Origin of the sequence: Streptomyces sp. NBC_00193 (assembly GCF_026342735.1) — a bacterium.
Classification (GTDB): Bacteria; Actinomycetota; Actinomycetes; order Streptomycetales; family Streptomycetaceae; genus Streptomyces; species Streptomyces stoeckheimensis.
Map to the genome: position 1 here is coordinate 1,182,055 of NZ_JAPEMM010000002.1, position 22,276 is coordinate 1,204,330.

Sequence of the window (22,276 nt, forward strand, 5' to 3'; positions counted from 1 at the left end):
TGAGCGGACGTCACTACGGCAACGGCAGGCCCGATCCCAAATGGTCCAGTTCAGGTGGGTCTGGTCCAGGGCGGTTGGGTTCGGGCCTGCACGTTCCCTTCGTTCCCCCGTGGCGTTTGCGACACCAAACAATCAGCGGTCGGTAGCACCGGCGTGCAGCAGCAGGACGTTGCCCAGGAACCGCGTGCCCGTGGCGTCCGAGGGGCGGTTGACGATGCCCGAGCCTGCCGTGACCATCACGCTCGATCCACCGCCGTCGAGGTTCAGCGCCTCCCGGGCGCCCAGGGACTTCATCAGCTTCGCGGCGCCGGCCACGCCCAGGCCCGAACTCCAGCCCGCCCGGCGTCCGTCCACGACGACCATCAGCAGCCTCCCCTGGGCGTCGACCCCGAGCATGGTGCGCGGGTTGCCGCGGACCACCCAGTTGTAGGTGAAGGTCTGGTCGGCTCCCTGGCGGATGATGCCGTCGGCGAGGGCGTTCACCGCGACCCTTCCGTCCCGGACCAGGGTCGGGCCGACCTGGACGATCGTGGTGTCCGAGGTGAGCGGGACGGCGTATCCGGAACCGTCCAGCACGCGCTGGATGATGCGCAGCCGGGCGCCGGGGCGCGCGTGCGCGACCAGCCAGTCGGCGCTCTCGCCGATGGCCTGGAGGGTGGAGCCGCCCGCGGGCGGCTTGGCCCCGCGCGTGCGGTGCACCGCCGTCACCCGGTCGTTGCGGTCCAGGACCACCTCGGCGCCCGCACCGGTCGGCGGGGCGCTCCACTCGGGGGTGAAGCGGACGATCTCGCTCTCGTCCGTGCACTTGAGGTCGTGCTGCGGGTGCTGGGTGGGCTGGTCGCCGCCGACGCCCCCGCAGTTCCAGATCTCGCCGGGTATCCGGTTGATGCCGTCGATCTCCCTGGTGGAGCCGTCCGCGCGGACCGTGATCCGCGTGGTGTACGTGTCGATGTCCAGCTGCCGCCCGCCGTCCGTCATCCGGACCCCGCTGCGGCCCTGGGTTGCGGCGCTCAGCAGGCGGCCGTCCTTCACGTACAGGCCGAGCGACGCCTTGTTCGCGAACCACTGGGCGTTGACGCCCGCCAGCGCCCCGGCGGCGGCCGCCAGGTCGGGCAGTTTCTCGTGGACGTCGATGGTCGGCCCGAAGTCACTGGCCAGGCGGCCGGTGAACCGCTTGAAGTCCACCCGCAGGACGAACACCCGCTGGAGGGCCTCGGCGTCCGTGCCGTCCTGCGCCGTGTACCGGGTGTCCCCCGCGAACCCGGCCGCCCGGACCTGGGCGAGCGCGGCCGTCGCCGCGCCCTGGTCGGCGTACCGCCCGATCCTCACGGTCCAGCCCAGCGTGCCGGCCGGGCGGTCGGCGAAGGCGGGGATGAGGACCCGTTCCACGCGGGGATCGAAACCCTTGGCGCGCAGGGCCCCGGCCACCTGATCGGCCCGCGCCTTGACGCCGAGGGCCGCGGTGGCCCGGTCGTACGGACCGTCGGCGGTCAGGGGCTGGTTCACGTGGACGGTCCAGACGTCGTCGGCGTCGGTCCGGCCGAGGACGAGCGAGGTCTGGGTGACCCCGGGAGCGAGCACGACGGACTGCGCCGAAGTGGCGGACGGGAGCGTGAGCGGCTCGGGGGCGGCGGCCTCCCGAGCGCCCGGTGACGCGGCCGGCCGTTCCGGTGCTCCCGTTGCCGGTGCCGCACCGAGCGCGGTGACCGCGCAGAGGACGAGGACGGCGGCGGACGACGCTGCGACCCGCGGTGTCTGACGCATACGGCTCTCCCTGGAGGTGAGATGGTGCGTCTTCTCAGTGCAGGGGCGGCACGTGGCGCACGGCGCAACACCGCTTGCTGCTCACGTGAATTCCGCGGGACCTCGGGGAAGGCGGGCATCGCAGGTCCGGGGCATTGCGCCCGAGGTACACGAAAACGACCGAGGGGCCGTTTCAGATTTCTCTGAAACGGCCCCTCGGTCTACGACTCTTTCGAGTCGGGACGACAGGATTTGAACCTGCGACCCCTTGACCCCCAGTCAAGTGCGCTACCAAGCTGCGCCACGTCCCGATGTGCTTCTGATCTGGGGTTTCCCCCGTCTCGGCGGCACATGCAGAACATTACCCCACACCGAGGGGTGTCCATGCACCGGTTATCGGCAGGAGGGGGATGAAGGGAGGATGAAGGGGTGAACGCACGGGATCGGGACGATGAGGGGCGGGCGCGGAACGCTCGGCCCCGGGACGGGCTGGGACGGCCGCTGCCCTACGGGGCCCAAGGGGTGGAGCGGCAGCCCGAGGGAGTGGTGCGCTCGCCCGGGGAGACGGTGGCGCAGGCGCAGCGGCTGCTGGACGCCGGGATGCCGTTCCACGCGCACGAGGTGTTCGAGGACGCCTGGAAGTCGGGGCCAGGGGCCGAGGCGCCGCTGTGGCGGGCGCTGGCGCAGCTGGCGGTCGGGCTGACGCACGCCGCGCGCGGGAACGCGGTGGGCGGGGCCCGGCTGCTGCGCCGCGGAGCCCTGGCCCTGGCCGGGCTGGACGGAGCCGGGGACGCAGCGGCTCCCGGGGCCGCGGACGGGGCCGGGGCCGCGCCCGGGACCCCGTACGGGATGGACCTGGTCGGGCTGGTGCGGTGGGCCCGGGAGCTGGCGGAGCGGGTGGAGGCCGGTGCAGTCGTCGATGCGGCGGCCGAGGCCCCGCGCCTCACGGGCGGACCCGGCCCCGCCTGAGCGCGGGGCGGCAGCCCCGGCCGCGGCGGCACGGCGGCCTGTGCGGGTGATCCCGGTCCAACGCCCGGCCAGGGCTACGCCGGCTGGAGGAGGTCCCAGCGGTTGCCGTAGAGGTCCTGGAAGACGGCGACCGAGCCGTACGCCTCGTGGCGCGGCTCCTCCAGGAAGCGGACGCCCTCGGCGGTCATCCGGGCGTGGTCGGCGGCGAAGTCGTCGGTGTAGAGGAAGAAGCCGACCCGGCCGCCCGTCTGGTCGCCGACGCGGGAGCGCTGGGCGTCGTCCTTGGCGCGGGCCAGCAGGAGGGCGGATTCCGTGGCGCCGGGCGGGCGCACCACGACCCAGCGGGAGCCGTCCGGGCGCGGGGTGTCCTCGGCGAGGTCGAAGCCGAGCGCGCGGGTGTAGAAGTCGATGGCCTCGTCGTAGTCGTGGACCACGAGGGCGGTGAGGGCGAGGTGGGAGGACATGTCCTCATTGTGCGCCGAGGAGGATCACCTCCAGGGTGCGGGGGCCGTGTACGCCCTCCACCCGGTCCAGTTCGATGTCGCTGGTGGCGGAGGGTCCGGAGATCCATGTCAGCGGCCTGGTGGGATCCAGCAGGGGCAGTGCCTGCGGGACCGAGTCCACCACCTGGGCGGGGACCCGGACCACGCAGATGTGGTGGTCCGGGACGAGCGTGATCCGGCGCCGTCCCTGCTCGGGGCCGCCGTCGAGGACGATCGTGCCGGTCTCGGCGATCGCCAGGGCGCAGCCCGTCACCACGCTGTCCACCGCGTCCAGTTCGTACGGGGTGGAGGCCTCGCGGTCGTGGATCCGGGTCGGGTCGGCCGCCGCGAGCCAGTGCGGCGGCAGCCCGGGCGGTACGAGCACCGACGACGCACCCCGTTCGGCGAGGAGACGGGCCAACAGCACGGCGATGCCGTCCTCGTCGACCCGGTGGACCTTGGCCCGGTACTCCGCGAGGTTCGCGGCGAGCAGGTCGACGGTCTCGGCCGGGGTGCGGGCGCCGTGGGCCTGGAGGTAGTCCCGGGGGATGTCGGCGTCCGGGCGCGGCTCCGGCAGGGCCCGGCGGATGCGGGCCAGGATCTGTTCCTTGGCGCTCATGGACGTGCCCCCTTCTCTCGTGCCGCCTTCTCGCGCGCCGCCCACCAGTCGCGGAACGAGCGCTCCGGGAGCTCCGGCAGCTCCCTGCTGTCCGTCCAGGCCCGCCCCGGCCCCGGCAGCCGGCGCGGTCGCAGCCGCCGGGCCCGGGCCAGCAGCCGCTCCCCCGCGCGCAGCGCGTCCGGGCGGTCGAGCAGGAGCCTGGCGGCTCGCATGGCGGCCCGTTCGGCGGTGTGGCCGTCGGCGGGGCGGATGCGGACGCGGATGCCCTCGCGGGTCACCGGGCCGCCCTGGACCACGCGTTCGCGCAGGTGGACCAGGACCTCTGGGATGTCGATGGCGACCGGGCAGACCTCGTAGCAGGCCCCGCACAGGGTGGAGGCGTAGGGCAGGGTGGCGTCGATCTCGCTCCCCGTGCCGCGGAGCTGGGGGCTGAGGATGGCGCCGATCGGGCCGGGGTAGACGGAGCCGTAGGCGTGGCCGCCTGCGCGCTCGTACACCGGGCAGACGTTGAGGCACGCGGAGCAGCGGATGCAGCGCAGGGCCTGGCGGCCCACCTCGTCGGCGAGGGTGTCGGTGCGGCCGTTGTCGAGGAGGACGAGGTGGAAGACGGAGGGGCCGTCACCGTCCGCGGTCCCGGTCCACATGGTCGTGTACGGGTTCATCCGCTCGGCGGTCGATGAGCGGGGCAGCGTCTGGAGGAAGATCTCCAGGTCGCGGAAGGTCGGGATCACCTTCTCGATGCCGACCACCGAGATCAGTGTCTCGGGCAGGGTCAGGCACATCCGGCCGTTGCCCTCGGACTCGAAGACGACCAGGGTGCCGGTCTCGGCGACCATGAAGTTGGCGCCGGACACGGCGACTTTGGCCCGCAGGAACTTCTCGCGCAGGTGCAGCCGGGCGGCTTCGGCGAGTTCGCGCGGGTCGTCGCCCAGTCCCTCGGGGGCCGGACGGCCCCAGTCGCCCATCTCGGCGGCGAAGATGTCGCGGATCTCGCCGCGGTTGCGGTGGATGGCCGGGACCAGGATGTGGGAGGGCCGGTCGTGGCCGAGCTGGACGATGAGCTCGGCGAGGTCGGTCTCGTACGCGGCGATCCCGGCCGCCTCCAGGGCCTCGTTCAGGCCGATCTCCTGGGTGGCCATGGACTTGACCTTGACGACTTCCCGTTCCCCGGTGGCACGGACGAGTTCCGTCACGATGCGGTTGGCCTCGTCGGCGTCGGCCGCCCAGTGGACGGTGCCGCCCGCGGCGGTGACGGCGGCCTCCAGTTGGAGCAGGTACCGGTCGAGGTGCGCCAGCGTGTGGTCCTTGACCGCCTTGCCGGCGGCGCGCAGCCGGTCCCAGTCCTCCAGTTCGGCGACGGCGCGCGCCCGCTTGTCGCGGATCGTGTGCGTGGCGTGGCGGAGGTTGGCCCGCAGCACCTCGTCGCGTACGGCCTCGCGGGCCGCGTCGGGGAAGGCCGGCATGCCGAGATACGTACCCGTCATACGAGTGGTTCCTCTTCCGTCGCGGCCAGGATCTCGGCGAGGTGCAGGGCCCGCAGCGGGGCTCCCTGCCGGCGCAGGATGCCGTCCAGGTGGGCGAGGCAGGAGTTGTCGGCCCCGCAGAGCACCTCGGCGCCCGTGGACAGCGCGTGGGCGGTCTTGTCGGTGCCCATCGCGGCCGATACGTCAGGGTTCTTGACGGCGAAGGTCCCGCCGAAGCCGCAGCACTCCTCGGCTCCGGGCAGTTCGCGCAGCTCCAGCCCGCGTACGGCGGCCAGCAGCCGCCGGGGCCGGTCTCCGAGCCCGAGGCCCCGCAGGCCGTGGCAGGAGGGGTGGTAGGTGACGGTGTGCGGGAAGTACGCGCCGACGTCCGTGACCCCGAGGACGTCGACCAGGAACTCGGTGAGCTCGTACACGCGCGGTGCGAGGTCCTCGGCCAGCGCGGCCAGAGCGGGACCCCGGCCCTCGGACTCGGCCGCGCGGCCGATCCGGGGGTAGTGGGAGCGGACCATGGCGGCGCAGGAGCCCGAGGGGGTGACCACGTACTCGTACCCGGCGAAGGCCTCGGCGGTGCGCCGGACCAGCGGTTCTGCCTCGCGCCGGTAGCCGGTGTTGTACTGCGGCTGACCACAGCAGCTCTGCGCGTCGGGGAAGTCCACGGTGACCCCGAGCCGCTCCAGGAGGCGGACCACGGCGATGCCGGTGCGCGGGTAGAGCGCATCGTTGACGCAGGTGACGAACAGGGCGACGCGCATGACGGGCAGAATAGCCCGGTGAAGAAGTTCTCAGTGATCGGCATAGGCGCGGGCGACCCGGACCACCTGACCCTCCAGGCGGTCAGGGCGATCGGCGCGGCGGACGCATTCCTCATCCTGGAGAAGGGCGAGGAGAAGGCGGATCTGACCGGGCTGCGGCGCGCGATGCTCGACGCGCACGCCCGCCCCGGACACCGGCTGGTGGAGGGCCGCGATCCCGATCGCGACCGGACGCCCTCCGACTACACCCCCACGGTGGACGGCTGGCGCAGTGCGCGGGCCGAGCTCTTCGAGCGGTTCATCGCCGAGGACCTCGCGGAGGGCGAGACGGGCGCGTTCCTGGTGTGGGGCGATCCCTCGCTCTACGACTCCACGCTCGCGATCCTCGACGAGGTGCTGGAGAAGGGCCGGGTCGCCTTCGAGCACGAGGTGGTGCCGGGCATCAGCAGCATCTCCTCGCTGCTGGCCCGCCACCGCACCACCCTCAACCGGGTGGGCCGCCCGGTCCAGATCACCACCGGGCGCCGGCTCGCGGAGGGCTGGCCGGCCGACGTGGACGACGTGGTGGTGATGCTGGACGCCCGGCACGCCTTCACCGCCCACCTCGACCAGGACCTGTACATCTACTGGGGTGCGTACGTCGGCACCCCCGACGAGATCCTGGTCTCGGGAAAGCTGGCAGAGGTCGCCGGCCGGATCGAGGAGCTGCGCACCGAGGCCCGCGCCCGCAAGGGCTGGATCATGGACACGTACCTGCTCCGGCGCGACTAGTCCTCCGTCCGCCGCCCCAGGCCGGATCCCCACGGGCGGGCCCCTGGCCGGCCGTGCGCGTCAGCCGACCCGAAGGCCGACCGCCAGTGTCAGTTCGAGGGCCCGTTGTGGCGATGCGAGATCCGGGAACAGCTCCCGCAGCTGCGACATCCGGTACCGGACCGTCTGGGGGTGGACGAACAAGGCCGCCGCCACCTCGTCGCGCCTGCCCTGGTGGAGCAGCCAGGCCCGCAACGTCTCCTCCAGCCGCCGTGCGGTCGTGGGGGGCAGGGTTCGCAGCGGTTCCAGGGCTCGGGCCCGCAGGTCTGCGAACGCGTCCGCGTCGGCGCTCAGCACCAGCTCGGGCAGGTGGTCCTCGGTGTCGCGGATATCGGAGGAGAGGGAGCGCGCGCGCACGGCTCGTGCGTACGAGGCGGACGCACGAGTCCATGGGCGGGCCGGGCCGGCCACGGCGGTGCGGTCGGTCAGCTGCCGCAGGAGATGTGCTCGGTCGGCGTCGGGGACGAGCAGCACACCGGTGGCGTCCGGCAGATCGTCGAGGACGAGGGTGTTCGGGTCGAGCCTGCGGTAGGCGGGCCGGGCCTGGGCGGCGGGCAGCAGGACCGCGGTCAGTGAAACCGGAGGCTGCCACCCGGCCCGTTGCGCAGAGGCGAGCAGCACGTCCGTGCTCGCGCCGGCGAGGAGATCGCGGGCCAGGTGTTCCAGGTGGCGCTCGCGGTCCCTGCCCCGGGCGGCCAGTTCGTCGGCGTGGCCCGCGGCGCTCGCGGCGGAGAGCTCGTCGATGTAGGCGAAGGTCAGCTCGGCGAACTTGGCGACCTCGGCGGCGGGCAGACCTGCGGGTACGGCACCCGCTGCCAGGCATCGCCAGGCCACGCGGGCGCCGACGCGGTAGGCGCTGAGCAGGGCGTCCATCGACCGGCCGTCGCGCACCTCGCCGCGGCCCAGCTCGTAGGCCGCGTCACCGGCGTCGCCGCCCGTGGCGTTCCCCGTGGCGAGGTCCAGATAGTGTCCCAGGGCGGTGCGTACGGATCGGCGGATGGTGGCGCCCATGCGGCCCGAAAGGGCGTTGGCGTAGGGATGGACCTCGTCGATGATCGCCTGGACCACCTCGTCGGCGGTGTTCTTCAGCGCGGCCCGCAGTGCGGTGACCGTCGTCTCGTCCAGGGCCAGCTCGCTGGCCCTCCTGCTTGCATGACTCACGTTTTGTTCCCTGCGAACAATCCAGCCGACCAGATTTACGTCCTGCGGTCAGGACTTTACGCCTTGAGGCAGACCAAGCTGGGGTCATGACGAGTACAGCCCTCCGCAGCAAGGCCTGGAAACTGCTGGAGATGGTCACGACGCCCCTGCTGCCGTCGGACTATCTCGACCTGGTCAGCCCGCTGCGTGCGGGCGCCGACCTGCGGGGGCGCATCGAGGCAGTGCACCCCGAGACGGGCGACGCCGCGACCATCGTGATCAGGCCGGGGCGGGGCTGGCGCGGCCACACGGCCGGCCAGTACGTGCGGATCGGGGTCGACGTCGACGGGGTGCGCCTGTGGCGCGCCTACTCCCTCACCTCGCCGACGGACCGCCGGGACGGCCGCGTCACGATCACCGTGAAAGCGATCCCGGACGGCAAGGTCAGCAACCACCTGGTCCGCAGGGCGAAACCGGGCACGCTGATCCAGCTCGACCAGCCGACCGGTGACTTCGTGCTGCCGCAGGCCAAGCCCGCCAAGGTGCTGTACCTGACGGCCGGCAGCGGCATCACGCCCGTGATGGGCATGCTGCGCGACAGCGAGATCGACGACGCCGTCATGATCCACAGCGCGCCTCAGCCGCACGACGTGATCTTCCGCAGCGAGCTGCACGCCCTGGTCGCGGACGAGAAGCTGCGGCTCACCGAGGTGCACACCGACACGGACGGCATGCTCGACATCGCCCGTCTCGACGAACTCGTGCCCGACTGGGCCGAGCGCGAGACCTGGGCCTGCGGGCCCGCGGGCCTGCTCGACGCCGCCGAGGAGCACTGGACCGAGCACGGCGTACGAGAGCGCCTGCACACCGAGCGTTTCCGCGCCGGCATCGTCGTCACCGGCGACGGGGGCGAGGTCACGTTCAGCGCCAGCGGCAAGACCGTCGACGCGGACGGCGCCACGCCGTTGCTGGACGTCGGCGAGGAGGCCGGCGTGCTCATGCCCTCCGGGTGTCGCATGGGCATCTGCTTCGGCTGCGTCACACCGCTCAAGTCGGGCGCCGTCCGCGACCTGCGCACCGGCAAGATCACCGAGGCCGAGCCGGGCGTCCTCATCCAGACCTGCGTGTCCGCCGCGGCGGGCCCTTGCGACATCGAACGGTAGGAACACCTTGACCGCCATCGACCCCACCGCCCACCTGACCGCGGAGCAGATCGAGGAGCTCGGCCGCGAACTGGACGCGATCCGCGACGAGGTGATCGCCGACCGCGGCGAGAAGGACGCCGCCTACATCCGCAAGGTCATCTCGGCGCAGCGCAAGCTCGAGCTGGTCAGCAGGGGCGTACTGCTGTTCTCGATCTTCCCGCCCGCGTGGCTGATCGGCACCGCCGGCCTGTCCGTGGCGAAGATCATGGACAACATGGAGATCGGCCACAACATCCTGCACGGCCAGTGGGACTGGATGCGGGACCCGAAGATCCACTCCACCACCTGGGAGTGGGATCACGTCTCGCCGTCCGAGCAGTGGAAGCACTCGCACAACGAGCTGCACCACACCTACACGAACGTGATCGGCAAGGACAACGACCTCGGCTACGGCATCATGCGCGTCGACGAGGACCAGCGGTGGCACCCGTTCCACCTCGGCCAGCCGCTGTGGAACTTCCTCAACGCCTGCTTCTTCGAGTACGGCATCGCCGCGTACGACCTGGAGCTCGGCAGGAACCTGAGCAAGCGCCGCCGCAAGAACCCGGAGTTCCGGGCACGGGCCAAGGCCGTGGGTCGCAAGATCCGCAAGCAGGTGCTCAAGGACTACGTGATCCACCCGCTGCTGTCGGGTCCGTCGTTCCTCCCCACGCTCGCCGCCACGTTCACCGCGAACCTGGTCCGCAACATCTGGACCCACTCGGTGATCATGTGCGGGCACTTCCCCGAGGGCGTGCAGGTCTTCGAGCGCCGGTCGATCAAGGGCGAGACGCGCGGCCAGTGGTACCTGCGCCAGATGATGGGCTCGGCGAACATCAGCGGCAGCAAGGCCATGCACTTCATGACCGGCAACCTGTCGCACCAGATCGAGCACCACCTCTTCCCGGACCTGCCGAGCAACCGGTACGCCGAGGTCGCGGTGAAGGTGCGCGCGCTGTTCGACAAGTACGAGCTGGAGTACGTCACCGGGCCGCTGCCCAAGCAGGTGTTCTCCGCGTGGCACAAGGTCTTCCGGCTCTCGCTGCCGAACAAGAAGCCCAAGGTCAAGACGCCGGACCGGGAGCGGGAGCTCGTCGCGGCCTGATCAGGCAACGCCGTCGAGAGGGCCGGCCAGTGCGTCGGTGATGAAGCGTCCGGCGCGGTCCAGGGCCGCGTCGGCCTCGTCCAGCAGGCCCTCGAAGGCCTGGAAGACGTGGGGGACGTCCTCGGTGACGTCGAGCCGGACGTCCACCCCGGCCTCGGCCGCCCGGGCGGCGAACCGGGTGGAGTCGTCCAGCAGGACCTCGTTGGAACCGGCCTGGAGCAGCAGCGGGGGCAGCCCGGCCGGGTCGGCGTGGAGGGCCGGGCTCAGCAGCGGCTGGGCGGGGTCCTGTCCGGCCAGGTGGTGGGTGAAGACGGTGGCCAGCTCGGCGCGGGAGAAGAGCGGGTCGGCGTCGTGCTTCGTGGTCATGCTCTCGCCCGAGAGGGTGGCGTCCAGGCCCGGGGAGAAGGCGACCGCGGCGGCCGGCATCGGCAGTGCGGCCTCGCGGGCGGCGAGCAGGGTGACGATGCCGAGGGCGCCGCCGGCCGACTCCCCGGCCAGGACGATCCGCTCGGCCGGAACGCCCTGGTCCAGCAGCTCGCGGTAGGCGGCGAGACCGTCCTCGACCGCGGCGGGGAAGGGGTGCTCGGGGGCGAGCCGGTAGTCGACCGAAACGGCGCGGGCTCCCGTGCGGCGCACCAGTGCGGCGGTGAGCTGCAGGGCGGTGGCGGGTGAGCCGAAGACCCAGGCTCCGCCGTGGAAGTAGAGGATCGTCCCGGTGGTGGCACCGCCCTCGGGTTCGACGGTCAGGGCAGGACGCCCGCCGAGGACGGAGGGGGTGACGCTCACCCCGGCCGGGGCCGGGCCCGAGGCCATCTGGGCCTCGAAGTCCTCGCGCATCCGCTCCGGCGGGAGGCTGCCGTCGAACGGGGCCTGCCGCATCAGGGCGTCGATCGTCGCGCGCTGCACCTTGCTCATGAGACCCTCCCGGTGACGTGTTGTTCTTCACCAGGAACTATATTCCTAGGAATATCATTCCCGCGAATCTGGAGCAGAGTGTGACCGACCTGGCGCAGGTGTTCATGGACCTCGTCCGCTACGAGATCAGGCTCTACAGCGCGCTGGGCGAACGACTGCGCGCCGAGCACGGTCTGACGATGGGGCAGTACGAGTTCCTGCGCATCATCGACGGCCGGGACGGCTGCCGGGTCAACGACCTGGCGGAGGAGGCCGCGATCACCGTCGGGGCGACCAGCAAGGGCGTGGACCGCCTGGAGGCCGCCGGCTGGGTGGTCCGGCGGCCCAACCCCGAGAACCGCCGCTCGTCCCTGCTGGAGCTGACCCCCGAGGGAGCCGGGCTGCTGGCCGCGGCCACGCCCACCTTCGAGGACGGCCTGCGCTCCCTGCTCGCCGGGCCCCTGACGGCCGGCGCGCTGGAGCAGCTGGCGTCCACCGTCGCCCTGCTGCGCAGGAGCCTGGAGGGCGCCCCGGCGGGCCGGGCCTAGGCCTGGCCCGCCGGGGCCCGTCCCGTACGGCTACGGGCGGAGGTAGGCCGGCAGCACCTCGGCGAGCCGCTCGTACTCCTCGGCCCGGTTGTAGATCTGCCCGCTCACCCGGATCCCGCCGCCGCCCGGCCAGGGCCAGATCAGGACCCGGATCCGCTGCTCGGCCGCGATCCGCTCGCGCAGTTCGCGGGAGGCGTCCGGGGTCTCGGCCACCCCGGGCGGCAGCCGCAGCGTGCGCAGGGCGAGGCCCTCGGTGTACGGGAGCGGGGCGATTCCGGGGATCTCGGCGAGCAGGGCCGCACCGTAGGCGGCGAGGGCGCTGTTGTGCGCCCGCACCTTGGCGGCGTCGAGTTCCTCCAGCAGGTCGAGCCCGTCCGGGGCGGCGAGCCAGCCGGTGTAGTCGTAGGTGGCGCGGTTCTCCACGGAACGCGGGAAGCCGTAGTGGTCCTCCCAGGACGGCACCGGCGGCCGGACCCGGGCGCGGTGGTGCGGGGCGACGGCCAGGATCGCGGTGCCGGACGGGGCGTAGGCCCATTTGTGGAGGTTGCCGAACCAGAAGTCGGCTCCCCCGCCCAGCGGGTCGGGAATCATCCCGGGGGCGTGGGCTCCGTCCACGATGGTGGTGACGCCCCGCTCGGCGAGTTCGGCGAGCAGCCGGGGCGAGGCGATGAGCCGGGCGGTGGGCGAGCTGATGTGGTCGAGTACGGCGACCCGGGTCCGCGGGGTGACCCCGGCCAGCACGGCTTCCCGTACGGCGTCCTCGTCGGGCAGGTCGGTGCCCAGGGCCACGGTGGTGAGCGGGGCGCGCCGGGCGGCGGCCGCGACGACCGTGCCGTAGCCGTGGTCGGTGACCAGGATCTCGTCCCCGGCGGCGAACTCCACGGCGTCGAGGGCCACGTTGGCGGCCTCGGTGGCGTTGGACACGAAGGCGATCCCGTCCGGATCGGCGCCGAGCCGGGCGGCGATCCGGGACCGGGCCTCGACGAGCCGGTCGGGGGCGCCGATGAAGAAGGCGTCCGGGTCGGCGTGCGCCTGCGCCCGGAGGGCGGCCTGCGCCTCCTGGACGGGGATCGGCACCGCGCCGAACGACCCGTGGTTCAGGTGACCGACATCGGGAGAGAGCCGGAACAGCTCCCGCCCGCCCGGGAATTCTGCGGGGCGGCGTATCGACCCGTTGCGTGAGGCGGCCCCGGCCGGCCCGGTGGCGTCGTCGGGATCGACGCGGTCGGTGCGGTCGGTCGGCTCGGCGGGCTGGGTCACGTGGGACCTCCGTGGGTGCGGCGCGGCTGTCGGGACGATCATGCCCCGCCGTCCGACGGAGCGACAGCCCTTCCTCCGGCCACCGCGGGAGCGAAGGCGCGACGGCACCGCAGGAGCAGCTCCCGTACCGCGGGGCCGCGGGTGTCGCGCCAGACCAGGGAGAGCAGGGCCGGGATCTCCACGTCCTCGATGGTCCGGGCGGTCAGCCTGTCACGGTAGGAATCGGCCATGGAGGCGCTCAGGACGGCGACCCCGAGGCCGCGTGCCGCGAGGTCCGCCACGGCATCGGCGGCGCCCGCCTCCAGGGCGATCGCGGGCCGCAGCCCCTGGCCGGCGCAGGCCTGGTCGAGCACCGTACGCAGCCCGGTGCCCGGGGGCATGCAGATGACCGGGTACCCGCCGAGGTCGCGGAGGGTGACCCGGTCCGCCACGGCCAGGGGGTGCCCTGCCGGGACCGCGACGACCAGGCGCTCGCTGACGAGGGTGAGGGCCTCCAGTCCGTCGGGGGTGGTGGCGGCGGTTCCCACGAGGGCGAGGTCGACGGAGCCGGCGCGCACGGCCTGCACCAGCCGGTCGGAGTTGTCCTCCAGCAGGGCGAGCTCCACGCCGGGGTGGGCCCGGTGAAAGGCCGCGAGGGCGTCGAAGAGGGGTGTGAGGGTGCAGCCGACGACCATGCCGACGGTGAGGCGGCCCCGGATCAGGCCGGTCACCTCCCCCACCGCCTGGGCGAGGGCCCCGGTGGCGGCGAGGGCGGTGCGGGCGTGTTCCAGGGCCGCCTTGCCCGCGAAGGTCAGGGTGGCGGTACGGGCGGACCGGTCGAAGAGCTCGGCCCCCAGCTCCTCTTCGAGGCGCCGGATCTGGGCACTGACACCGGACTGGCTGATGTGGACGCGTTCGGCGGCGCGGGTGAAGTTCTGCTCCTCGGCCACCGCCACGAAGTATTCGAGCTGCCTCAGTTCCATGACTAGGAATTCTAGCTTTCAGCAGAACCAGCTGTTGGACTTCTGATCCAGTGGGCACGAGGCTGGAAGCAGACGCCGGACCCCCGGATCCCCGGATCCCCGCATCCCCGGATCCCAAGATCGCCGGACCAGGATCGAGCACAGGAGGCAGCGATGTCGGACTACGCGTCGTACGAGAAGGCCCTGCACCCCGAGGACATCACCCGCCTGTTCGTCGAGCGGTCCAACGCCGGTGACGCGGCCGGGGTCGCCGCGCTCTACGAGGAGGACGCCGTGATGGCCTTCCCGCCCGGGGAGCTGACGGTGGGCCGGGAGGCCATCCGGGTCCTGTGGCAGCAGGTCCTGGAACGGCGGCCCCGGTTCGAGCCCGAGCCGCCGCTGCCCACGCTGGTCAGCGACGGGATCGCGCTGACCTCCACGCCGCCGAGCGACGGCACGGGCGCCCGCGCCCAGGTGGTCCGCCGCCAGAGCGACGGCAGCTGGCTCCGCCTCCTGGACCAGCCGGAGTTCGCCCCCGCGCGGTCCGGGCGGGATCCGCGGAAGACGGCCTAGGCCGCCGGTGGGCGCACGGTCTGCCGGTGCGTCGGGGTCCCGCCCAGGTCCGCGAGCCAGGCGTCCAGGTCGGCCATGGCGGGCGGGTCCAGGAGGGCCGGGTCCACCGTGGTGCGGAGCTGGTGGGGAACCCCCGAGGCGAGCAGGAGGCGCAGGCTGCGCTCCGCCGAGGCGGCCGCGTGGCCGATGCCGGTGACCCGTTCGTAGCGGCCGGGCGGGGCCTTGACGTCGAAGCCGACCCAGTCCAGCAGGTCCGCGTCGAGCAGCCGGGCCAGGCGCCGGGGGAAGGCTCCCCCGGTGTGGAGGCCGACCTCCAGGCCCAGCGCACGAGCCTCCCGTACGGCCTGCGGCAGGCCGCGCTGGAGCAGCGGTTCCCCGCCCGAGAAGACGATGCCGTCGAGCAGCCCCGTCCGGCGGGCGAGGTGGCCGAGCACCTCGTTCCAGGAGACGGCGGCGGGGGCCCGGGCGGGCAGCAGGCCGGGGTTGTGGCAGTAGCCGCACCGCCAGGGGCAGCCCTGGCAGAAGACGGTGGTGACCAGCCGGCCGGGCCAGTCGCAGGTGGACAGCCGGGACCAGCCGCCGATGCGGATGACCTCGCCGGAGGCCGCATCACCGGAGGCAGCGTCACCGGAGGCCTCCGCGCCCGCCCCTTCGCCGGTCACACCGCCGCCTTGAAGTGGACGCGCTCGGCGTGTTCGCCCTTCTTGCCGATGTTGAAGGAGGACACCGGCCGGTGGTAGCCCATGACCCGGGTCCAGACCTCGCACACCGCCCCGCACGTGGGGCAGTGGGGCTGCTCCCCCGCCAGGTAGCCGTGGTCCGCACAGATGGAGAAGGTCGGGGTCACCGTCAGGTACGGGAGCCGGAAGGTCTCCAGCGAGCGCCGGACCAGCTTGCGGCAGGCCTCCGCCGTCGGGATCCGCTCGGGGGTGTACAGGTGCAGGACGGTGCCCCCCGTGTACTTGCCCTGCAGTTCGTCCTGGCGTTCCAGCGCCTCGAAGGGGTCGTCGGTCCAGCCGACGGGCAGCTGCGAGGAGTTGGTGTAGTACGGGTTGGCGTCGGTGCCGGCCTGGAGGATGCCGGGGAAGCGGGCCCGGTCCTCCTTCGCGAAGCGGTACGTGGCGCCCTCGGCGGGGGTGGCCTCCAGGTTGTACAGGTGGCCGGTGCTCTCCTGGAAGTCGACCATCCGGGCCCGGACCCGGTCCAGGAGGCGGACCGCGAGGGCGTGCCCCTCGGGCTCGGTGATGTCGTACGCGTCCCCGCTGAAGTTGCGGACCATCTCGTTGACGCCGTTGACCCCGATGGTGGAGAAGTGGTTGCGCAGGGTGCCCAGGTACCGCTTGGTGTAGGGGAAGAGACCGCCGTCGATCAGGTTCTGGACGGTGATCCGCTTGAGTTCGAGGCTGTCCCTGGCGAGCTCGCACAGCCGGTCCGCCTCGGCCAGCAGCCGCGCCTCGTCGCCCGCGTAGAGGTGCCCGAGCCGGGCGCAGTTGAGGGTGACCACCCCGAGCGAGCCGGTCTGCTCGGCGCTGCCGAAGAGGCCGTTGCCGCGCTTGAGCAGCTCGGTCAGGTCGAGCTGGAGCCGGCAGCACATGGAGCGGATCATGTGGGGTTCGAGCTCGGAGTTGATGAAGTTCTGGAAGTACGGGAGCCCATACTTGGCGGTCATCGCGAAGAGCCGTTCGGCGTTCTCGCTCTCCCAGGGGAAGTCGCGGGTGATGTTGTAGGTCGGGATGGGGAAGGTGAACACCCGCCCGGTGGCGTCGCCTTCCGTCATCACCTCGATGTACGCCCGGTTGATCATGCCCATCTCGGCCTGGAGCTCGCCGTAGGTGAAGCCGGTCTCCTCCCCCGCGACCACCGGGATCTGCTCGCGCAGGTCCTCGGGGCAGGTCCAGTCGAAGGTGAGGTTGGTGAAGGGGGTCTGGGTGCCCCAGCGCGAGGGCACGTTGAGGTTGTGCACGAGCTCCTGGATGCACTGCCTGACCTGGTCGTACGTCAGCGCGTCGAGGCGGACGTAGGGGGCGAGGTAGGTGTCGAAGGAGGAGAAGGCCTGGGCGCCCGCCCATTCGTTCTGCAGGGTGCCGAGGAAGTTGACGATCTGGCCGACGGCCGAGGACAGGTGCTTGGGCGGGGCGGAGTCGATCTGGCCGGGGACCCCGTTGAAGCCCTCGGTGAGCAGGGTGCGCAGGGACCAGCCGGCGCAGTAGCCGGAGAGCATGTCCAGGTCGTGGAGGTGGAGGTCGCCCTCGCGGTGGGCGCGGGCCACTGCGGCGGGATAGACCTGCTCCAGCCAGTAGTTCGCGGTGACCTTGCCCGCGGCGTTGAGGATGAGTCCGCCGAGCGAATAGCCCTGGTTGGCGTTGGCGTTCACCCGCCAGTCCCGGCGGTCCAGGTACTCGGTCACGGTCTCCACGGCATCGACGACAGCAGTCACGGCAGCCCTCCCACGAGGCTCGGCACGGAAGAATGGCGGGCCTTTCCGAAGGCCCGTGCCGGCAGGTGTCGGACTCGTCCGCCGTGGCGGACGTAACCGTTGCGGGGCAGTCCCGGATTCCCACCGGGTTCCCTGTTGCCTCGGTCGGGGAGAGGCCCCGCCGAACCGGCAGAGCCAACACTACATATAGATGTGACAGTAGAGCGCCACCACTACATATGGGGTGACGAAGGTCCCGGGGCAAGGGACTTCGGCCCCTGCGGACGTACGCCGGAGCCCCGCGGGCGTACGCCGGAGCCCTGCGGACTCAGCTCCGGCCGCTGGTGGCGGCGTAGTACTGGAGGTCCTGCACCTCCACCGTCCGGTCCACCCGGTAGCGCAGCTCCACCCGGGCCCCGGCCTTGCCGCCCCGCACCACGGACGCCGCGCCGACGCCCGGCTCCAGGGGCAGCAGCTCGGAGTGGACCCCGGCCGGGGCCGCGTGCGCGTCCTCGGCCGCCCCCACGGCCGTACGGATGCTCGCGGGCGCGGTCAGGAAGCTCAGCACCTCCACCGTGTCCCGGGCCGCGGCGCTGCCGCCCCGCAGCGACATCACGAGGGACTGGCCGCCGCTCGGGTCGGCGGCGGCGAACTGGGTGCGCGAGCTCAGGTACAGCGTGTCGCGGACGATCCTCGGCCAGTCGCCCGTCTTGAACCGGGTGAGGTAGTACGAGGAAAGGTCCAGGTAGGCATGGCCGTTGTGCAGGGAGGGCGCGAACTGGCTGCCCTCGCTGTAGTCGTTCCACGTGGTGAGCTGGACCCAGTCGGCCCCGTCCTCGATGGCGCGGTTCCATGTGGCGCGCAGGGTCGCGGTGTTGCCCGCCTCGTCGTAGATGCCCTGGTTGGGCCGGGCGTCCTGGACCGATACGGGCTGCATCCAGATCTTGCCCGCGGCGTGGGCGCGCCGGACGTCGCGCGTGGAGCTCTCCTGGCCGACGTAGCTGCGGCTGCCCCACTCGGAGAATCCGTAACTGATGGGCTCGAACTCGGCGCTGTGCGCGCCGAAGTCGAGGAAGAGCGGGACGAAGGCGGTACGGATGCCGTGGCGGGACTTCAGGACGTCCATGACCCCGGTCCACCAGGCGACGCTCTTCTCCTCCGCCTTGAACGGCGAGACGACCAACCGGCCGTCGGGGAGCCGGTGGGCGGCCGGGGCCTTGCCGAGTTCCGCGAGGAGGTCGGCGAGCACGACCGGGTCGTCGGTGCCCAGGGAGGTCATGTCCGGCATCAACATGACCTTGAAGGCCGGATCCACCGAACGGGCGGCTTCCATCAGGAGGTTGGAGCGTTCCCGGTTCTTCCCGGTCAGGGAGAGCAGGTCGAGGGTGAATCCGTCGATGCCGGCGGCGCGGGCCGTACGGACCTCCTGCCGGAGGTTGGCGAGCTCCCAGTCCCCGGCCTTGGGCGGGACGGGCAGCGGGCGGTCGCGGAGCAGGCCGCCGTAGCGCTCGTGCTTGCCGTTCTCGCCGTCCGGCTTCAGGTAGTTGCGGGTGTAGTAGTCGGCGTCGGCGCCGACGTTGTCCAGGGAGAGCGGGTACGGGGTGAAGTAGTGGGCGAAGACCAGCTTCTTGCCGGCTGCGCCGGAGCGCAGGACGGCCGGCTGCGGCATGTCGAAGGGCAGGGCCCCCGTGGGGCGCACCGCGTCGTCCGAGCCGGACCCCTGGGCCTTCGGGTCCGGGGGCTGCACGCCGGGACTCTGCGGGGCGCTCGCACCCGGGCCCGCGGCGACGGGGCCGGTGGCGGTCGGCGCGGGGCCGTCGCCGGGGGTCCCGGGCAGGGCGTCCGCCGGGCCGGGTCCGGAGCGGGCCCGCGCGTCGGCGACGGTGCGCGGCTCCCAGGCGATGCCCGTCGCGGCGCAGACGCCCACGAGGAGGAAGGCGGACAGGAGGAGGCTCAGCAGGGGTCTTCGGCGACGGGAGCCCGCACGGCGCCGGTGCGACGCGGGTCTCGCGCCCCGCCCTGCCCGACGCCGGTCCGCACTCATCCTGACCCCTCCCCCGCGCAAGCCCGTACATCGGGCCGCACACAGAGGCAGTACAGCGGATTCCGGCCCCCCGGACAACCATTCCCCCGGCGGGCCCGGCCGCGGGAATGGACAAACCCGCATCGGGTGTACATCTCCTGCGATCATCGGGCGCCACGGGCGTTTCACCGGAATAGGGAATTCCCCTGGCCATCCGATAGAACTGGCGCATAATCGTCTTCATGCGGCTTGAAACAACCCTCTTGCCGCAGGTCACGCATGCAGGGGGGCATCGTGCCGATGAGGGATTCCAGAGGAGCCGGTACGTTCCCGGTGGCCTCCGCGGAGCTGTCCCGTCTTTTCACCGCCGTGCGGCGGGGCAAAGTACTGACCGTCACCGGACGGTCCCGCGAGCCCCGGAGCCAATTGGTGCGGGAGATAGGGCAACGGCTCTCGTCCAATTTTTACGACGGCGTGGCCGTGGTGTCCATGGACCGCCGGTTCGGGGTCCGCGACCTGACGGCCTCCCTGGGCTGCGTACCGGGCATGCCGTTCCTGCCGTGCGGGACGACGAACGCGGCGTCGTGGCTGGCGGAGCGCGACATGCTGCTCGTCCTCGACGGCTGCGAGCACCTCGCGTCCGAGGCCCTGGAGTGGCTGCGCGAGCTGCTCGCCGTGGCTCCCGGGCTGCGGGTCCTGGCCGCCGGGAGCGACCCGCTGGCCTTCGCTCCGGATCAGGTGCACCGGCTCTGACCGGACGCACGAACGGGTCCGCCCCGGCCGGCGACTGCCGGCCGGGGCGGACCCGTGGAAGCGGTGTACCTCGGTCCTGGGGGGCCTCGGTCCCGAGGGGCCTCAGCCCTGGTGGACCTCAGCCCCGGCGCAGGACCTCAGCCGAGGAGCGCGAGCGCCGCGTTCAGCGTCGCGGACGGCCGCATGATCGCCGAGGCCTTGGCGGCGTCGGGCTGGTAGTAGCCGCCGATGTCCGCCGGGGCGCCCTGGACGGCGATGAGCTCGCCGACGATCTTCTCCTCGGACTCGGCCAGCGTCTTGGCCAGCGGGTCGAAGGCGGCGGCCAGCTTCGGGTCCTCGGTCTGGCGCGACAGCTCCTGCGCCCAGTACAGGGCGAGGTAGAAGTGGCTGCCGCGGTTGTCGATGCCGCCCAGCTTGCGGCTCGGCGACTTGTCCTCGTTGAGGAAGGTGCCGGTCGCGCGGTCCAGCGTGTCGGCCAGCACCTGGGCGCGGGCGTTGCCGGTGGTGGTGGCGAGGTGCTCGAAGGAGACGGCCAGCGCGAGGAACTCACCGAGGGAGTCCCAGCGCAGGTAGTTCTCCTTGACGAGCTGCTGGACGTGCTTCGGGGCGGAGCCGCCGGCGCCGGTCTCGAAGAGGCCGCCGCCGTTCATCAGCGGGACGACCGACAGCATCTTGGCGCTGGTGCCCAGCTCCAGGATCGGGAACAGGTCGGTCAGGTAGTCGCGCAGCACGTTGCCGGTCACCGAGATGGTGTCCTCGCCGCGGCGGATGCGCTCCAGGGAGTACGCGGTGGCCTCGACCGGGGACAGGATCTTGATGGTCAGACCGTCGGTGTCGTGGTCGGCGAGGTACGTCTGCACCTTGGCGATCAGCTGCGCGTCGTGCGCGCGGCCCTCGTCGAGCCAGAAGACGGCCGGGACGCCGGTGGCGCGGGCGCGGGTGACGGCGAGCTTGACCCAGTCCTGGATCGGCGCGTCCTTGGTCTGGCAGGCGCGGAAGATGTCGCCGGCGGCGACCTCCTGCTCCAGGACCGTGGCGCCCGAGGCGTCGACGAGGCGGACGGTGCCGGCGGTGGCCAGCTCGAAGGTCTTGTCGTGGCTGCCGTACTCCTCGGCCTTCTGGGCCATGAGGCCGACGTTCGGCACCGAGCCCATCGTGGACGGGTCGTACGCGCCGTGCGCGCGGCAGTCGTCGATGACGACCTGGTAGACGCCGGCGTAGCTGCTGTCCGGGAGGACGGCGAGCGTGTCGGCCTCGGCGCCGTCCGGGCCCCACATGTGGCCGGAGGTGCGGATCATGGCCGGCATCGAGGCGTCGACGATGACGTCGGACGGGACGTGCAGGTTGGTGATGCCCTTGTCGGAGTCCACCATCGCGAGGGCCGGGCCCTCGGCGATCTCGGCGTCGAAGGAGGCCTTGATCGCGTCGCCGTCGGGCAGCGCGCCCAGGCCGTTCAGGATGGTGCCGAGACCGTCGTTCGGGGACAGGCCGGCGGCCGCCAGGGTCTCGCCGTAGCGGGCGAAGGTCTTCGGGAAGAAGGCGCGGACCACGTGGCCGAAGATGACCGGGTCGGAGACCTTCATCATCGTGGCCTTGAGGTGCACGGAGAACAGGACGCCCTCGGCCTTGGCACGCTCGATCTGGTCGTTGAGGAAGGTGCGCAGCGCGTCGACGTGCAGCACGGACGCGTCCACGACCTCACCGGCGAGCACCGGTACGGAGTCACGCAGCACCGTGACGGCGCCGTCGGCGTCGACGTGCTCGATGCGCAGCGTGCCGGCCTCGGCGATCACGGCGGACTTCTCGGTGGAGCAGAAGTCGTTCTCGCCCATCGTGGCGACGTTCGTCTTCGACTCGGTGGTCCAGGCGCCCATGCGGTGCGGGTGCGCCTTGGCGTAGTTCTTGACCGAGGCGGGGGCGCGGCGGTCGGAGTTGCCCTCGCGCAGGACCGGGTTGACGGCGCTGCCCTTGATCTTGTCGTAACGGGCGCGGTTCTCCCGCTCCTCGTCGCTCTTCGGGTCGTCCGGGTAGTCCGGAAGCGCGTAGCCCTGGCCCTGGAGCTCGGCTACCGCGGCCTTGAGCTGCGGGATCGACGCCGAGACGTTGGGCAGCTTGATGATGTTGGCGCCCGGGGTCTTCGCCAGTTCGCCGAGCTCGGCGAGGGCGTCCGCGATCCGCTGGCCCTCTTCCAGGTACTCGGGGAAGCTGGCGATGATCCGACCTGCCAGGGAGATGTCACGGGTCTCGACATTCACACCGGCCGTCGACGCGTAAGCCTGGATCACAGGCAGGAAGGAATACGTCGCGAGGGCCGGGGCCTCGTCAGTGTGCGTGTAGATGATGGTCGAGTCAGTCACCGGATGCTCCGCTCCACAGTCTGCGTCTCTCGTCTGCAACATTGCTCGACATCAAGATATCTCGTGATCGGGCCGGTCTGGACAGCCCCCCGGCGCAAGCCCGTGCGAGACACACGTCACTCCCTGCTGCCGGGACCCTCCCGGGCCGCCCGCAAACGCCGAGAGCGCCGCCACCGGCTGCTTTCAGCCAGTGACGACGCTCGGGCACTACCGGTTACGGACC

At 72.1% G+C, this 22,276-nt stretch carries 20 protein-coding genes, 1 tRNA gene and 1 riboswitch; of the genes, 7 read left to right on the forward strand and 14 right to left on the reverse strand.

The window, feature by feature from the left end:
• Positions 1 to 132: 132 nt before the first annotated feature.
• Positions 133 to 1,764: a phosphodiester glycosidase family protein gene (locus tag OG898_RS33465; RefSeq protein ID WP_266962057.1), complete on the reverse strand. Its 1,632-nt coding sequence runs from the start codon at positions 1,762 to 1,764 to the stop codon at positions 133 to 135.
• Between the two features lie 216 nt (positions 1,765 to 1,980).
• Positions 1,981 to 2,054: transfer RNA gene (locus tag OG898_RS33470), tRNA-Pro, on the reverse strand.
• A gap of 118 nt (positions 2,055 to 2,172) precedes the next feature.
• On the opposite strand from OG898_RS33470, the gene OG898_RS33475 reads away from it, so the two are divergent.
• Positions 2,173 to 2,712 carry a DUF309 domain-containing protein gene (locus tag OG898_RS33475; protein WP_266962060.1) on the forward strand — a complete coding sequence of 180 codons (540 nt, stop codon included), beginning with the start codon at positions 2,173 to 2,175 and terminating at the stop codon, positions 2,710 to 2,712.
• Positions 2,713 to 2,786: 74 nt separating this feature from the next.
• Here the strand turns inward: OG898_RS33475 and OG898_RS33480 are convergent, their stop codons facing one another.
• Genes OG898_RS33480 through OG898_RS33495 form a run of 4 tightly spaced genes read right to left on the reverse strand, consistent with a single transcriptional unit; the run spans position 2,787 to position 6,049 of the window.
• On the reverse strand, positions 2,787 to 3,176 hold the full coding sequence (locus tag OG898_RS33480) for a VOC family protein (RefSeq protein ID WP_250741971.1): 390 nt from the start codon (positions 3,174 to 3,176) through the stop codon (positions 2,787 to 2,789).
• Positions 3,177 to 3,180: 4 nt separating this feature from the next.
• On the reverse strand, positions 3,181 to 3,813 hold the full coding sequence (locus OG898_RS33485; RefSeq protein ID WP_266962063.1) for an LUD domain-containing protein: 633 nt from the start codon (positions 3,811 to 3,813) through the stop codon (positions 3,181 to 3,183).
• The gene (locus OG898_RS33490) at positions 3,810 to 5,297 is read right to left on the reverse strand and encodes a lactate utilization protein B (RefSeq protein WP_250741973.1); all 1,488 of its coding nucleotides are present in this window, start codon (positions 5,295 to 5,297) and stop codon (positions 3,810 to 3,812) included. The genes OG898_RS33485 and OG898_RS33490 overlap by 4 nt, the downstream gene beginning before the upstream one ends.
• Positions 5,294 to 6,049: a (Fe-S)-binding protein gene (locus OG898_RS33495; protein ID WP_266962065.1), complete on the reverse strand. Its 756-nt coding sequence runs from the start codon at positions 6,047 to 6,049 to the stop codon at positions 5,294 to 5,296. Before OG898_RS33495 ends, OG898_RS33490 begins: the two co-directional genes overlap by 4 nt.
• 18 nt (positions 6,050 to 6,067) lie before the next feature.
• On the opposite strand from OG898_RS33495, the gene cobF reads away from it, so the two are divergent.
• Entirely contained in the window at positions 6,068 to 6,820 is a 753-nt protein-coding gene (gene cobF, locus OG898_RS33500; RefSeq protein ID WP_250741975.1) for a precorrin-6A synthase (deacetylating), read from the forward strand.
• A 60-nt stretch (positions 6,821 to 6,880) separates the two neighbouring features.
• On the opposite strand, the gene OG898_RS33505 is transcribed toward cobF, so the two are convergent.
• Positions 6,881 to 8,020, reverse strand: a complete 1,140-nt coding sequence (locus OG898_RS33505) for a CdaR family transcriptional regulator (RefSeq protein WP_266962067.1) — start codon at positions 8,018 to 8,020, stop codon at positions 6,881 to 6,883.
• A 131-nt stretch (positions 8,021 to 8,151) separates the two neighbouring features.
• Here OG898_RS33505 and OG898_RS33510 point away from each other — a divergent pair, with 131 nt between their 5' ends.
• Positions 8,152 to 9,162, forward strand: a complete 1,011-nt coding sequence (locus tag OG898_RS33510) for a ferredoxin reductase (protein ID WP_266962707.1) — start codon at positions 8,152 to 8,154, stop codon at positions 9,160 to 9,162.
• Positions 9,163 to 9,169: 7 nt separating this feature from the next.
• Positions 9,170 to 10,288, forward strand: a complete 1,119-nt coding sequence (locus OG898_RS33515; protein ID WP_266962069.1) for an acyl-CoA desaturase — start codon at positions 9,170 to 9,172, stop codon at positions 10,286 to 10,288.
• On the opposite strand, the gene OG898_RS33520 is transcribed toward OG898_RS33515, so the two are convergent.
• Entirely contained in the window at positions 10,289 to 11,203 is a 915-nt protein-coding gene (locus OG898_RS33520) for an alpha/beta hydrolase (RefSeq protein ID WP_266962071.1), read from the reverse strand.
• Between the two features lie 80 nt (positions 11,204 to 11,283).
• Here OG898_RS33520 and OG898_RS33525 point away from each other — a divergent pair, with 80 nt between their 5' ends.
• Entirely contained in the window at positions 11,284 to 11,730 is a 447-nt protein-coding gene (locus tag OG898_RS33525; RefSeq protein ID WP_266962073.1) for a MarR family winged helix-turn-helix transcriptional regulator, read from the forward strand.
• Between the two features lie 30 nt (positions 11,731 to 11,760).
• On the opposite strand, the gene OG898_RS33530 is transcribed toward OG898_RS33525, so the two are convergent.
• Positions 11,761 to 12,990: an aminotransferase class V-fold PLP-dependent enzyme gene (locus OG898_RS33530; RefSeq protein ID WP_266962075.1), complete on the reverse strand. Its 1,230-nt coding sequence runs from the start codon at positions 12,988 to 12,990 to the stop codon at positions 11,761 to 11,763.
• A 38-nt stretch (positions 12,991 to 13,028) separates the two neighbouring features.
• Positions 13,029 to 13,952: a LysR family transcriptional regulator gene (locus OG898_RS33535; RefSeq protein ID WP_266962077.1), complete on the reverse strand. Its 924-nt coding sequence runs from the start codon at positions 13,950 to 13,952 to the stop codon at positions 13,029 to 13,031.
• 153 nt (positions 13,953 to 14,105) lie between these two features.
• On the opposite strand from OG898_RS33535, the gene OG898_RS33540 reads away from it, so the two are divergent.
• The gene (locus OG898_RS33540) at positions 14,106 to 14,504 is read left to right on the forward strand and encodes a nuclear transport factor 2 family protein (RefSeq protein WP_266962079.1); all 399 of its coding nucleotides are present in this window, start codon (positions 14,106 to 14,108) and stop codon (positions 14,502 to 14,504) included.
• Here OG898_RS33540 and OG898_RS33545 read toward each other — a convergent pair.
• From OG898_RS33545 to OG898_RS33555, 3 genes are all read right to left on the reverse strand, one after another.
• Positions 14,501 to 15,166: an anaerobic ribonucleoside-triphosphate reductase activating protein gene (locus OG898_RS33545; RefSeq protein ID WP_266962081.1), complete on the reverse strand. Its 666-nt coding sequence runs from the start codon at positions 15,164 to 15,166 to the stop codon at positions 14,501 to 14,503. The two genes, OG898_RS33540 and OG898_RS33545, sit on opposite strands and share 4 nt — an antisense overlap.
• Positions 15,163 to 16,941: a ribonucleoside triphosphate reductase gene (locus OG898_RS33550; protein ID WP_266962083.1), complete on the reverse strand. Its 1,779-nt coding sequence runs from the start codon at positions 16,939 to 16,941 to the stop codon at positions 15,163 to 15,165. Before OG898_RS33550 ends, OG898_RS33545 begins: the two co-directional genes overlap by 4 nt.
• Positions 16,942 to 16,983: 42 nt before the next feature.
• A riboswitch (cobalamin riboswitch) is annotated at positions 16,984 to 17,126 on the reverse strand.
• A gap of 122 nt (positions 17,127 to 17,248) precedes the next feature.
• A complete protein-coding gene (locus OG898_RS33555; RefSeq protein ID WP_266962085.1) occupies positions 17,249 to 18,964 on the reverse strand; it encodes a glycoside hydrolase family 71 protein in 1,716 nt (571 codons plus the stop codon).
• 279 nt (positions 18,965 to 19,243) lie between these two features.
• Between OG898_RS33555 and OG898_RS33560 the strand changes: the two genes are divergently transcribed.
• The gene (locus OG898_RS33560) at positions 19,244 to 19,696 is read left to right on the forward strand and encodes a hypothetical protein (RefSeq protein WP_266962086.1); all 453 of its coding nucleotides are present in this window, start codon (positions 19,244 to 19,246) and stop codon (positions 19,694 to 19,696) included.
• Between the two features lie 137 nt (positions 19,697 to 19,833).
• On the opposite strand, the gene OG898_RS33565 is transcribed toward OG898_RS33560, so the two are convergent.
• The gene (locus OG898_RS33565) at positions 19,834 to 22,053 is read right to left on the reverse strand and encodes an NADP-dependent isocitrate dehydrogenase (RefSeq protein ID WP_266962088.1); all 2,220 of its coding nucleotides are present in this window, start codon (positions 22,051 to 22,053) and stop codon (positions 19,834 to 19,836) included.
• Positions 22,054 to 22,276 lie beyond the last annotated feature (223 nt).